General features: G+C 44.8%; 13 protein-coding genes and 1 pseudogene. 3 read left to right on the top strand and 11 right to left on the bottom strand.

Annotated features, from left to right (window positions below):
- Positions 1 to 21: 21 nt before the first annotated feature.
- The 5 genes from R8O11_RS17030 to tsaA form a co-directional block, all read right to left on the bottom strand.
- Positions 22 to 213, bottom strand: a complete 192-nt coding sequence (locus R8O11_RS17030) for a DUF4250 domain-containing protein (RefSeq protein WP_033905530.1) — start codon at positions 211 to 213, stop codon at positions 22 to 24.
- Positions 210 to 419, bottom strand: a complete 210-nt coding sequence (locus R8O11_RS17025; RefSeq protein ID WP_033905529.1) for a YaeP family protein — start codon at positions 417 to 419, stop codon at positions 210 to 212. Before R8O11_RS17025 ends, R8O11_RS17030 begins: the two co-directional genes overlap by 4 nt.
- Positions 420 to 530: 111 nt before the next feature.
- Positions 531 to 1,199: a tellurite resistance TerB family protein gene (locus tag R8O11_RS17020; protein ID WP_033905528.1), complete on the bottom strand. Its 669-nt coding sequence runs from the start codon at positions 1,197 to 1,199 to the stop codon at positions 531 to 533.
- Positions 1,200 to 1,377: 178 nt separating this feature from the next.
- Entirely contained in the window at positions 1,378 to 3,093 is a 1,716-nt protein-coding gene (locus R8O11_RS17015; RefSeq protein WP_182038627.1) for a proline--tRNA ligase, read from the bottom strand.
- Between the two features lie 111 nt (positions 3,094 to 3,204).
- On the bottom strand, positions 3,205 to 3,900 hold the full coding sequence (tsaA, locus tag R8O11_RS17010) for a tRNA (N6-threonylcarbamoyladenosine(37)-N6)-methyltransferase TrmO (protein WP_182038656.1): 696 nt from the start codon (positions 3,898 to 3,900) through the stop codon (positions 3,205 to 3,207).
- A gap of 123 nt (positions 3,901 to 4,023) precedes the next feature.
- Between tsaA and R8O11_RS17005 the strand changes: the two genes are divergently transcribed.
- From R8O11_RS17005 to R8O11_RS16995, 3 genes are all read left to right on the top strand, one after another.
- The gene (locus tag R8O11_RS17005) at positions 4,024 to 4,284 is read left to right on the top strand and encodes a type B 50S ribosomal protein L31 (RefSeq protein ID WP_182038625.1); all 261 of its coding nucleotides are present in this window, start codon (positions 4,024 to 4,026) and stop codon (positions 4,282 to 4,284) included.
- Between the two features lie 3 nt (positions 4,285 to 4,287).
- On the top strand, positions 4,288 to 4,413 hold the full coding sequence (ykgO, locus tag R8O11_RS17000) for a type B 50S ribosomal protein L36 (protein WP_005380299.1): 126 nt from the start codon (positions 4,288 to 4,290) through the stop codon (positions 4,411 to 4,413).
- A 229-nt stretch (positions 4,414 to 4,642) separates the two neighbouring features.
- The gene (locus tag R8O11_RS16995; RefSeq protein ID WP_005380301.1) at positions 4,643 to 6,229 is read left to right on the top strand and encodes an AbgT family transporter; all 1,587 of its coding nucleotides are present in this window, start codon (positions 4,643 to 4,645) and stop codon (positions 6,227 to 6,229) included.
- Positions 6,230 to 6,335: 106 nt separating this feature from the next.
- Here R8O11_RS16995 and R8O11_RS16990 read toward each other — a convergent pair whose 3' ends face one another.
- The 6 genes and pseudogenes from R8O11_RS16990 to R8O11_RS16965 form a co-directional block, all read right to left on the bottom strand.
- A complete protein-coding gene (locus R8O11_RS16990) occupies positions 6,336 to 7,409 on the bottom strand; it encodes a hypothetical protein (protein ID WP_238762483.1) in 1,074 nt (357 codons plus the stop codon).
- Positions 7,406 to 8,518, bottom strand: coding sequence for an ATP-grasp domain-containing protein (locus R8O11_RS16985; protein WP_238762484.1), 1,113 nt, complete (start codon positions 8,516 to 8,518; stop codon positions 7,406 to 7,408). The genes R8O11_RS16990 and R8O11_RS16985 overlap by 4 nt, the downstream gene beginning before the upstream one ends.
- On the bottom strand, positions 8,506 to 9,774 hold the full coding sequence (locus tag R8O11_RS16980) for a F390 synthetase-related protein (protein ID WP_175413466.1): 1,269 nt from the start codon (positions 9,772 to 9,774) through the stop codon (positions 8,506 to 8,508). Before R8O11_RS16980 ends, R8O11_RS16985 begins: the two co-directional genes overlap by 13 nt.
- The gene (locus R8O11_RS16975) at positions 9,762 to 10,625 is read right to left on the bottom strand and encodes an MBL fold metallo-hydrolase (protein ID WP_053306723.1); all 864 of its coding nucleotides are present in this window, start codon (positions 10,623 to 10,625) and stop codon (positions 9,762 to 9,764) included. The genes R8O11_RS16980 and R8O11_RS16975 overlap by 13 nt, the downstream gene beginning before the upstream one ends.
- Positions 10,594 to 11,580 (bottom strand): NAD-dependent epimerase/dehydratase family protein, encoded by a 987-nt coding sequence (locus tag R8O11_RS16970; protein WP_005380308.1) that lies wholly within the window; start codon positions 11,578 to 11,580, stop codon positions 10,594 to 10,596. Before R8O11_RS16970 ends, R8O11_RS16975 begins: the two co-directional genes overlap by 32 nt.
- A pseudogene (locus R8O11_RS16965) lies at positions 11,577 to 11,777 on the bottom strand (3-oxoacyl-[acyl-carrier-protein] synthase III C-terminal domain-containing protein); the annotation flags it as partial. The pseudogene R8O11_RS16965 and the gene R8O11_RS16970, both read right to left, overlap by 4 nt.
- Positions 11,778 to 11,852: the final 75 nt, after the last annotated feature.

The raw sequence follows: 11,852 nt of genomic DNA, 5'->3' as shown, positions 1-11,852 counted from the left end.
ATCCGCCAAGCATGGTGTGGATTAACGGAATTGTCCTGCTTCTGGAAGAAAGTCAAAACCAGCAGAAGCCAGTTTTGTCTCCAGTGCTGTGCGCTCGATATCGAAGAAAGCCACCAGTTTGTCCAGATCACCTCCGAAGTCATCGCGTAGCTTCATATTCACAATGCTCATCAGCATGACAGGGTCCATGGATTCAAAGTTCGTTAGATTCATGACTTATCCTCAAAATCTGAAATCAGTAGGTTTGCCGCAGCAAATGCCGCTTTTTCACGCACTTCTTTTGGTAGCGATTCATCCGCTGCAACATCGTTCAGTGCTTTAACTGCACATGAAATTGCTTGGGGAATATAAGCTTGATCGCCACTACCAATCTGAGCATAAAGCTCACGAACCAGTTCACAACAGCCGTATACTTGCATGTTTTCTTTCCACTAAATGATAACTTATCTCAATATACACACAGCGGATTTGAAACTCAAAGTACAGAGTTGTTTTGGCTCAAGTTGAAGGTTTGCTTGAGCGAGATTTAATCACTGCATTTGTGCTTCTAACTTCTGAGTGACTTCTGGTGAAAGTTGAAGTTGTTTTGCTAGTTCTTGCAGATACGCTTTTTCCATAAAGTTTTGTTCATCAGCGACGATCAAAGACGCTAGGTAAATTTCTGACGCTTGTTGAGGAGAGGTCGCCTGATTAGCAATTTCAGCAGGATCAAGCGGTTTGTTTAACTCTTGCTGAACGAGGTGACGAACGTGCTCATCTGCGCCCATATCCGCGAGAGCTTGTTCAATGCGCGCCATTTCCTCTTCATCAACGTGACCATCAGCTTTTGCAGATCCAATCATTGCTTTTAAAATTAAGACACTGTGTTTACTGTCATCGGGGTCAAAGGTTTCTTGAACACCTTGACCGGATTGCTTGGCTTGCCAGTCGTTATACACTTTGTAGGCCAAGGCTCCAAGCGCAGCTGCGCCACCGACTTTTAATGCGTTTGACCCTATTTTTTTAGTCATTTTTTTACTTTTCTTTGAGCCCATCAGCATACCGATGAGGCCTCCGCCTACAGCACCTGCTCCTAGCGTTTTTAGACTACTTGAATTTGATGAGGATTTGATGTTGTTGGTTTGTTTGCCCAATGCATCTGCACCTTGCTTAAGTAAGTCTGATTTGAGTGCTTGGTTTAGAAGACTTTTTAAATCCATAACTGACCTCCTTTAGATGATGAAATCAGTTTAATAGCAAGAAGCTGAACCAAAGATTAACAAAGTGAATAGTTCGAAAAAGGTGGAGGGAGGATGTTGAGCTGTAATAAAAAGGGCTGACCGAAGCCAACCCTTTTTAACTATTTGAAACTACTTCAAATGCGAACTCGTCTAGTGCTTACTTTAGTTGAGCTTTTACGTGCTCAACAATGTGAGTCATTGCGACTGCTGTTTTCTCACCAGTAGCACGGTTCTTGTATTCGAAGTTGCCTTCTTTCATTGAGCGGTCACCGATAATAATGGTATGCGGTACACCAATAAGCTCCATGTCAGAGAACATTACGCCTGGGCGTTCTTTACGGTCGTCAAATAGCACTTCGATGCCCATTGCCGTTAGCTCAGCGTACAATTTCTCAGCGGCTTCTTTCACTTCTTCTGACTTGTGCATGTTCATTGGAACGATCGCTACCTGGAATGGTGCGATTGCATCTGGCCAGATGATGCCGTATTTGTCGTGGTTTTGTTCAATAGCAGCCGCTACTACGCGAGTGATACCGATACCGTAACAACCCATTTCTAGGATGACGTTCTTACCATCAGGACCCAGTACACCACAGTTCATCGCTGCGGAGTAAGCGTTACCTAGTTGGAAGATATGGCCAACTTCGATACCACGCTTAAGCTGGATAATGCCCTTGCCACATGGGCTTGGGTCACCTTCCACAACGTTACGTAGGTCTTCAACTTGGCCAAGCTCTACATCACGACCCCAGTTAATACCGAAGTAGTGTTTGCCATCGATGTTCGCGCCCGCACCGAAGTCGCTCATTACCGCAACGCTGCGGTCAACAATGAACGGCAGTTTAAGGCCAACAGGGCCAAGTGAACCAGGGCCTGCACCGATAAGCTCACGAATTTCTTCTTCAGATGCCATTTCCAGTGGAGCTGCAACCTGAGGAAGGTTTTCTGCTTTCACTTCGTTCAGTTCATGATCACCACGAATAATAAGCGCGATGATTGGCGCATCAACTTCGTCAGATGCTTTCACAAACAGTGTTTTCACTGTTTTTTCAATTGGTAGTTCGAACTGCTCAACCAATTCAGCGATTGTTTTCGCGTTTGGCGTATCAACCAAAGTCATTTCTTGTGTTGGTGCCGCAGCCTCAGAGGCTGGAGCTAGTGCTTCTGCTTTTTCAATGTTTGCCGCGTAATCTGACTCGCTAGAAAATGCGATGATATCTTCGCCGCTTTCAGCCAGTACGTGGAACTCTTGAGAGCCGCTACCACCGATAGCACCGCTATCTGCAAGTACAGGACGGTAATCCAGACCCATGCGATCGAATGCTTTACAGTAAGCATCGTGCATTGCGTCGTATGACTTTTGTAGTCCGTCTTTATCAATGTCAAAGCTGTACGCGTCCATCATTGAGAATTCACGTGAACGCATTACGCCAAAACGTGGGCGTCGTTCGTCACGGAATTTAGTTTGGATTTGGTACAGGTTTAGCGGAAGCTGTTTGTAAGAGCTCACTTCATTGCGAACAAGGCTAGTGATCACTTCTTCAGCGGTTGGGCTAAGTACAAACGGACGAACATGACGGTCAGTAAAGCGAAGTAGCTCAGGGCCCATCTTTTCGCTGCGGCCTGTCTCTTCCCATAGTTCAAACGGCTGAACAACGGGCATCAAAGTTTCGACTGCGCCTGCATTGTCGATTTCTTGACGAACGATGTTTTCGACTTTACGCAGTACACGTAGACCAGTAGGTAGCCAGGTGTATAAACCTGAAGCCAGCTTACGGATCATACCTGCACGTAGCATGAGCTGGTGGCTCACTACTTCTGCGTCGTTTGGAGTCTCCTTCAGAGTAGAAAGAAGATAATTACTGGTACGCATTAAATTTATCCGTTTATTTAAGTTAGATACTCAAGCTTGAATAAGCAGGAGTATGGGAGTTCCCTAAAGGGAAATTTGTTAGCCGTCTATAATATCAGCCAATTGCGTTTGTCAAAAGCTTTCAATAGCGGTAACCGTTATTAAGTTGCTTGTTGCTGTGAACTTTACGTTCAAGTCGAACAAATTTACCGCATATTCTTTGTCGTCCGGCTTGTTTTTCTTATATGCAGGGCGAGGATCTTGTGCCAGAACTTGTTCAATGACTGATCTTACATAGTCAGTATCGGATCGATTTTCTATCGTTGCTAATGCTTGAGCAGAAAAGGTGACTTGTGACTTTTCTGGCTCTTGGTCTGCGTATCCGCCTTGTGCTTCCGAAATAGAATCCGAATAGGGGATGTAAGGCTTAATATCCACAATCGGTGTCCCATCCACGAGATCTACACTGCCTAAATTAAGATAGATTTGATCGCCTTGCTTAGTGACTCCTTTCACTTCAACGGCTGACATTCCGATTCCGTTTGGACGGAAAGTCGAGCGCGAGGCAAAGACACCAATTCGTTCATTGCCGCCTAATCGTGGCGGACGTACAGTTGGTTTCCAACCAGCTTCCAGATTCTGATCAAATAGAAACAACAACCAAACGTGAGAGAACTGTTCTAGCCCACGCATTGCTTCAGGGCTATTTGCTGCACCTAACAGTTTTACGCGTGCTTTAGCCTCTGGTACTAAGCGTGGTTGGCGCGGAACTGCAAACTTTTCTTTGTACGGTGTCTCAATGACGCCGATGGGTTCGATGGAATACATGGTGGACATCTCTAAGAATTCATTGAGATGAAAAGTATCACAAATTTCTCTTGCTTTTCTTTTTGATAATGATTATTAATTAAAATGTTATAACATAACAATTTAATTGAAAGGAAAAGTATTATGAAACCAGGAATCCACCCTGAATATCGTCCTGTGGTGTTCCACGACACCAGTGTAGATAAGTACTTTGTCGTTGGTTCTACGTTGAAAACGGAGAGAACCATCGAATGGAAAGATGGCAAAACTTACCCTTACTTTACGTTAGATGTGTCGTCAGTTTCTCACCCGTACTACACCGGTAAACAGCGCGTTGTACAAACCGAAGGTCGCATTGCGAACTTCAACCGTCGTTTTGGTCAATTTAAGAGCGAAAAGGAATAAATCATGAAGGTAGTAAAATCATTAAAAAGTGCAAAAAGTCGTCATCCGGATTGCCAGATTGTAAAACGGAGAGGGCGTCTTTATGTCATTTGTAAAACGAACCCGAGATTCAAAGCTGTGCAAAAGTAATCAACCTGCATATATCTAACTTATGGTTTTGTTTAATTGATAATGTTGAGTTAATTATCTTACATGGATGAAATATCTACATTTTTATTCAATGTTGGTTATAAATACCTCCGTTCGTCACAGTTTGTAACATTTAGGGCTTTTATTTGACCTTCTACTCAAGTACCCTTCGCACGCTTTTTGACATTTTTGTCACATTTGCATAGGAATAAAAACAAGGAGGGAACAGATGAGTTCATCTGATTCAATTAAACAAAACTCGCCTAAGAAGCCGCTGTTTACGCGCTTTTTGGATACTGTCGAATATTTGGGGAACTTATTACCCCACCCGATCACACTATTTGCCATTTTCTGTTTAGCCATTCTGGTGATGTCGGGTATTGCAGGATACTTCGAAGTTTCCGTAGTTGATCCTCGTCCTGAGGGTGCAAAAGGTCGTGCCGCGGATGGCATGATTCATGTCGTTAGCTTGCTTAACGCTGATGGCCTTGAACTAATCGTTACCAATCTAGTGAAAAACTTTGTCGGCTTTGCACCTTTGGGTACGGTATTGGTTGCGATGTTGGGTGTTGCTATTGCTGAATACTCAGGCTTGCTATCTGCAGCAATGCGTGGCTTAGTCATGGGTGCATCACAACGCATGGTAACAGTGACGGTCGTTTTCGCGGGTATCATTTCAAATACGGCATCAGAGCTTGGCTATGTGGTACTTATTCCACTGGCTGCAATGCTGTTCCATTCTTTAGGTCGTCACCCACTTGCCGGTCTTGCTGCGGCGTTCGCTGGTGTATCTGGTGGTTACTCAGCAAACCTACTTATTGGTACGGTTGACCCGCTGTTGTCAGGCATTACTGAAACGGCGGCGCAAATGATTGACCCAACTTACACTGTTGGTCCAGAAGTTAACTGGTACTTCATGTTTGTGTCGACATTCTTCATTGCAATCACAGGTGCGTTTGTTACTGAAAAAATTGTTGAGCCAAAGCTTGGCAAATACAGTGAAGAAGAAGCCTCAGAAGATTTGTCGAACGACAAAATGGGTGGCTTAACAGACATTGAGAAGAAAGGCCTAAAACTAGCAGGTGTTGCTGTACTGGTTGTTTCAGCGCTGCTTGCTTGGACGGTTGTTCCAGAAGACGGCATTCTACGTTCTGATGCAGGTACAATTGCAGGTTCACCATTCCTGAAAAGTATCGTGGCATTCATCTTTGTGTTCTTTGCTATTCCAGGCTTTGTGTTTGGTAAAGTTGTTGGCACGATGAAGACGGATCGCGATGTAATTGATGCAATGGCGAAATCTATGTCTTCTATGGGCATGTACATTGTATTAGTTTTCTTTGCGGCTCAGTTCGTTGCTTTCTTTAAATGGACTAACTTCGGTCAGGTATTCGCGGTTGCTGGCGCTAGCTTCCTGCAAGAAATTGGCTTAACTGGCCCAATGTTGTTCTTTGCCTTCATCCTGATGTGTGGCTTTATCAACCTAATGATTGGTTCGGCATCGGCACAGTGGGCAGTAACGGCTCCGATTTTTGTTCCTATGTTGATGCTTGTTGGTTATGCACCGGAAACGATTCAGGCTGCTTACCGAATTGGTGACTCGACGACAAACATCATTACTCCAATGATGAGCTACTTTGGTTTGATTCTTGCCGTAGCGACTCGTTACATGAAGAACTTAGGTATCGGTACGCTGATCGCGACCATGCTACCTTACTCAATCTGCTTCATTGTAGGTTGGAGTGTGCTGTTCTACCTATGGGTATTCGTATTTGGTTTACCAGTAGGCCCTGGCGCAGCAACATACTACACACCGTAGAAAACGGTTACCTCACACAGCTCCATTATAAAAAGCCTGCGAACGTCGCAGGCTTTTTTATCGATTGAGACTGTGTACGCAGGCTTACCTGATTATAGATGTCGGTTTATAGCTGAAAACGCATCAACAAAGGGCGATAAAAGTGCTGAGTGAGCCAGCACAAGCTTTTCCAAATTATGCGTTTGTACCAAGGTAAGTGCGCAATATAAACATAGCTAAATTCAATTTCTGGCCGGGCTTTTCTGTTGCGTTTAAAAGCCGGAGCGCCTGAGCTCATATTAAAGCGACGCTGGTATATCATTGCATGGCGGATGGTATAGGCCGATATTCGACGATACAATGCGAGGCGTTGTGGCTTATTGGTATCGTAGCCAAAAATTGGGCAAGTCATATCATTATCAATTTCTACAATGCCTAACGTAGCCAGCATCTCTTCTTGATAAAACAGTCCCACTAAATGTACTAATTTGTTCTGGCTCACCTGTTTTAAATATTGGGTTGAAAACTGGATGTTATTGAGGCTGTATTTATCAAGGTAAAGCATGTCATATAACTCTTTGGCACGCTGAAACTCTTCATCAGTGGTCAGTGGCCTAAACTGCCAATCTTTATCATTAAGCAGTTTGAAGTCTTTCGTTAAATCTCGGTTGAAGCTGAACGCTTGCCAATCATCAAGTAAATACACTTGTCGTGTTACCAAGCTTTGCCATTTTGGCTGCTTCAATCGCTGAATTAAGTGTGAATGCTGACGCTGGTTGAGGGAGCGAAGCACCAAGGGAAAGGTGGGGTATTGATCGAGTGCGACGCGACGCAGTTCATCGAGATTTAAGGCTGCCCATTGTTCGCTATACATATTGGTGGACAAGCACTGATTGTTGAGCGTTTGGACTTGATCCAATCCAGCCAGTGATAAGATTGGTTTAGTCATATTAATAAGTAACTTACATACCCATCGAACAGCCACATTTTTGACTTTGTGAAGCTCTTCTTCGGCGTAGCCACTAAGCAGTGTCATAGGGGACACGGCATAACAGTTGTTTGGTATTTTTGGTGTTACGGAGTAGGGAATGGCAACATCATCGATATAGTAGCAACCAAAGCTTGCTGTGCATTCATCAATGGGATTCGACTGCATAAGAGTGAAAAAAGTTTTATGCCATTCTTGAGAGGAAAGTGTCATGAGTTCAATGCCTCTCCATTCCACTCAATATCAACGGTAGAAGCGTCGCTCCACTTCGTCTTGTTCTGCCTAGCTAACCGGAGTAATTCAAACATACTCCGGATTTGGCTCCCGGCCGGTAAGTTATGCTGTTGCATCACATTCACTCCAGACCACCAATCTTGCCAAGTTCGAGCCTTGAACAGGGATAACCCACCTTCAGCGATGAGTGTTATTGGCCCTAAATGATGCAGTCGCTGTTTGGAAGGGGCAGTAAATGCCATATTAGGGAGCAGTTGACTGCATCTAGACGAGAGTAGGTGCAAACCACTGGTGGCTCTTGGGTTACATTCAATCACGTAGAGTTCATCTTGTGATTTGATGAAGTCAAACGACACTTGCCCATGATAAGTATGACGTTTACCAAAAGCGGCGATAAATGTATCTAGTCGTTCGCACGAGATCGGCTGAAAAGCACTGGCGGCCGAGCCGTTTACACAGTATTTCGGCACATAAGCTTGGTGTGCTTTAAGGTCACCATGTTCAAAAATGGCATAGTTACACACCGGAGTCCCATGGATTTTTTGTTGCTGAACCCAAGGGTAAAGGGGCGATATCGTGGCGGCAGAAATAGACTGAGTTGTCACATCTCTTATTACTTGCCCGCCAAACCGAGAGTAAACGGGCTTTAGAACGGTTCTCTTATTAATTTCAATCTCACTTTTATCAGCGACCAAACGAGTTTTTGGAAGTGTGATTTCTGGCAAACTTTGAAGCTGTTCAAAGACGGTCAACTTGTTGTGCAGGGCATTGAGTAGTCCCACATTGGGCAGAAAAAAATCTACTTCTGGGCATTGTTTGGCAACATGAGCCAAGTAATACACTTCTTCACAAGTGGGTATCACCATATCAATACGCATCTGAGTAATGATTTTTAGGATCTGCTGTTGATAGGTGGGAAACGCAAATCGAGGCGAAGCGGTGGGGATATAAGACTCGATGCCTCGCAAAAACGATCCTAGAGGTTTTTTTAGCGAATCGGTGAGAGTTACGTCATGTCCATGATGCATACACATGGTTGCCCACTCTAGTGCAACTGGTGATCGGGCTCCGGTGATTAAGACCCGCATATGTTCACCACACGTCGTTGTTTATTCATTGGCGTCCAAATAGGCGCAGGGCGGTAACTAAATCTGACAGGATCAAGCCGCAATTGGTCAAACAACTTTATCAAGGCTTGATGTATAACCCGATGGTGGTGAACATCCGCTTCAATTTGAATGGCTTGTGACCCTGTTTGGGTGATTCGGTAATCCACGCGACTTTGGGCGGATAGTGTTATAGCGCGGTAGATGAGATCTGGTAACACCGTCACTGGGACGTGGTTTGCGTTTAGCGTGAGGCGATCACCACATCGTCCGGCAATTGCGCCAAGAGGTTCAAATACGCCATTATCCTGTTTATTCTCAATAATATCGTCGAGCTGATAACGAATAATTGGCTGAGTTTTACGACGAAAGTCGGTAATGATTGGGCTGTAATGAGTACGTTCGGTATTCAGCCAATGTTTTTCGATGTAAACAACATCTTGATTCCAGCGCATTTGTCCATGCTGATCCGTACATGCAAGAAAACCTTCAGTACATTGATAGACTTCATGGAGTTCGCTGTCGAACCGTTGAGAAATAAAGTGACGGTCACTCTCGGTTAGGACTTCTGCACCAGAAATGATCCGCTGTGGTTGAATTGCGGGTTGACCAAATTGACCGCTGAACTGGGCGCAGAGCTGAAGAGCTTGCGCACTACCAACCAAAAGCGTGGGTTGGAACTCATCCAGCTCTTTTATCCATTCTTGGTAAGGTTTGGTTAAATCGGCATAAAAAAATGTTACAGGCCCTTTCGCGACGGATTTATACAGTGGGCTGTTGGCGCGCAAGGCTAGAGCAATTCGGTGTTTTTGCCATAGGTTGGGCAACAGGCGAGCCAATATATTGCCAGCCCATAGTTGTGTTTCCTGTTTGTCAGCAAGAAACAACCCGCGCATGCCTGATGTGCCCGAAGAAAGCCCAACAGTAACATCGCCAACTTTCGAAGCGGCGAAGTTGCGTGACTGTTCTGCGTCGAGTGCTTGTTGCATTAGCTGTTCAGCATCTAAGCCTTTCGTATTCAACTCCGAGAGGTTCTCCATCATGGTTTGCTTATTCATGATAGGGAAATCACTGAGTGGTGCACCTTGAAGTGAGCGGTAATACGGTGAATGACGGCATACCCAATCCAAGTGTTGCGTTAAGTGTTGTTGCTGCCATGTTTCGACTTGTTCCCTTGAGCCGAAGGGGCGGTAGCGGGTTCGCCAGAATTCTGAGATAAGCGTTCTCACTTCATCCATCCTTCTTTGATTAGCTGCTGGATAGTTTCCTGACAATGTGAAGGCACGAAGCGAACAAAGTGGTGGGTTTGTTGGTAGCAACTTCTCAACTCGGAGAGGGTGTTTTTATAGGCTTTTGTATCATCGCAAAGCATGTTCGCCAGCCAATGTTGATCGATATTTTCACTCAAGCTCTCGATTAACCAGCATGCATCGGCGAGTAAGAATAGCCAACCTTGGTCTCTTTTAACCAGCAAGCCCACTTGGCCAGCTGCATGGCCTGGCAAGCTAACCATATAAATGAATCCGTCGTCGAACATGTCTTTACAGAGCAAATTAACCCCTTGGCACTGAGGAAGAATTTGGCTGATTGGTACAGAAAAGTCACTATGAATGAATAAGTTAGATTCAAGTTGTGGAGGAAGTAGAGCTTTTAGGTATCCTTTTCTTACGCCTCCAATTCGACCACTTTTAGTAATTGCATCCACCCCTTTTTGTTGGCAATGCAATTGAGAGTGGGAAAACTCAGACACGGCAGCAATGTGATCAGCATGGAAGTGGGAGAGTACTAAGTGTTCAATATCATGAGGTTTGAGACTTTCTTTTGCTAACTGCGCAACAATTCCGTGTTCTTTTTTATAGCGACAAGGTGTTGTCCAAGCATAAAAACGTTCAGGGAAGGGGCGAGTCGCGCTAAAAAAATGCTCGTGATATCCCGTGTCAAACAGGATGTTGCCTTGTGTTGGGTGCTGAATTAACGCAACGGCTGCCGGAAATGCTCTAGGCTTGATACCAGAACCTGGTTTGACAACAAAGCCTGGGTGTACGCAGTGTCCAGCCTCAAAGATTTTTATTTTTAGACCAGTTTGCATACTGCTGTATTCCTTCTTGAATTGAAAAAAGCGGTTGGTAATTCAGTGTTTGTTTCGCCTTGCTGATATCCAGAGTTTGATGATAGTTAAACAATCCTGCGCTGTATGAGGTGAGCCTTGGTTCTGGCTGATGTGGTAAGTGCCTTCGTATTTGCTCACTGAGCTTTAATAATGGTGATACCACACCGTATGGTAATGATTGTAACGTTACTTTTAGGTTTAACCCCTCACATAAAGCTTGCAGAACAGTCTCAATTGGCATTGGTTCGTTGTTGGAAATGTTGAACACATCACCATGCTGAAGTCGGTCTGCCTGAGTGCAAGCGAGCATCGCTGCATGGGCAACGTTGTCGACATAGGTCAGATCAACCACAGGATTTCTACCCGATGGCAGAAGCAGAGTGTTGTTTTTTATCGCCTTAAGCACTCTTGGGATAATCGCGCGATCATTGGGTCCAAAAATGCCACGCGGTCTTAAAATGATCGCTTTACTTCGACCTTTTACGGCTTCAATTTCTGATAGATATTTTGTGTGTGCGTAATCATTACACCAGTATGAAGCTATGGCGTCGGTTTCTCTAATATTCCAACGGTCTTGATGGTCAAAGTAGACGCTGGTGGACGAAATATGGATAAAACGCGAGATTTGATGCGTATTAGCCGCATTGACGAGGTTTTTGGTGGCATCTACATTGGCTTGATAAAACGCCTGCCACTTTCCCCATGGGCTTGAGAGAGCGGCACAATGGATGACTGCATCCATACCTTGGCATACCGCATGAACTGCTGAGTGGTCTCTTAAATCGACTATATGGGGGATAACATCGAATTGCTCGGCGAGTTGTTTAGCGATGACTGTATTTCGTGCTATAAAATGCAGTTCATGCTGCTGGTGAAACATTCTCAGAATTGCGCTACCCAACATCCCGCTGCCACCAGTGACCAATATCTTCATAGTTTTAGCACTCCCATCCCTAGCGACAACCCTGCGGCGGTGCCAGCTAATAACACATGTTTTCCTGCGGTTTCTGGCTGATTACGCAGCCAGTGTAAGTTAATTGGGAGTGAGGCGGCGACTTGGTTTCCCAAAGTCGAAAAGTGATTAACGGTTTTCTCTGTTGGTAGCCCGGTGAGTGAAGGCAGTTTTTTTAAGGCTATGTTCCCTTTAACTGTTGTTATACTTAAAGTAGGCAACGATTGGAGGGAACTCCTATGCTTCAGTCACAG

Source organism: Vibrio sp. 1288 (assembly GCF_033344475.1).
Note: the sequence above shows the minus strand (reverse complement) of the source record. Positions and strands in the feature narration are given on the sequence as shown.

Coding starts and splice junctions, on each gene's coding strand:
- R8O11_RS16980 (WP_175413466.1), bottom strand. CDS start 9,774: ATGGATGAAGTGAGAACGCTTATCTCAGAATTCTGGCGAACCCGCTAC.
- R8O11_RS17025 (WP_033905529.1), bottom strand. CDS start 419: ATGCAAGTATACGGCTGTTGTGAACTGGTTCGTGAGCTTTATGCTCAG.
- tsaA (WP_182038656.1), bottom strand. CDS start 3,900: ATGTATTCCATCGAACCCATCGGCGTCATTGAGACACCGTACAAAGAA.
- R8O11_RS16985 (WP_238762484.1), bottom strand. CDS start 8,518: ATGCGGGTCTTAATCACCGGAGCCCGATCACCAGTTGCACTAGAGTGG.
- R8O11_RS17005 (WP_182038625.1), top strand. CDS start 4,024: ATGAAACCAGGAATCCACCCTGAATATCGTCCTGTGGTGTTCCACGAC.
- R8O11_RS17030 (WP_033905530.1), bottom strand. CDS start 213: ATGAATCTAACGAACTTTGAATCCATGGACCCTGTCATGCTGATGAGC.
- R8O11_RS16990 (WP_238762483.1), bottom strand. CDS start 7,409: ATGACACTTTCCTCTCAAGAATGGCATAAAACTTTTTTCACTCTTATG.
- R8O11_RS17015 (WP_182038627.1), bottom strand. CDS start 3,093: ATGCGTACCAGTAATTATCTTCTTTCTACTCTGAAGGAGACTCCAAAC.
- ykgO (WP_005380299.1), top strand. CDS start 4,288: ATGAAGGTAGTAAAATCATTAAAAAGTGCAAAAAGTCGTCATCCGGAT.
- R8O11_RS16995 (WP_005380301.1), top strand. CDS start 4,643: ATGAGTTCATCTGATTCAATTAAACAAAACTCGCCTAAGAAGCCGCTG.
- R8O11_RS16970 (WP_005380308.1), bottom strand. CDS start 11,580: ATGAAGATATTGGTCACTGGTGGCAGCGGGATGTTGGGTAGCGCAATT.
- R8O11_RS17020 (WP_033905528.1), bottom strand. CDS start 1,199: ATGGATTTAAAAAGTCTTCTAAACCAAGCACTCAAATCAGACTTACTT.
- R8O11_RS16975 (WP_053306723.1), bottom strand. CDS start 10,625: ATGCAAACTGGTCTAAAAATAAAAATCTTTGAGGCTGGACACTGCGTA.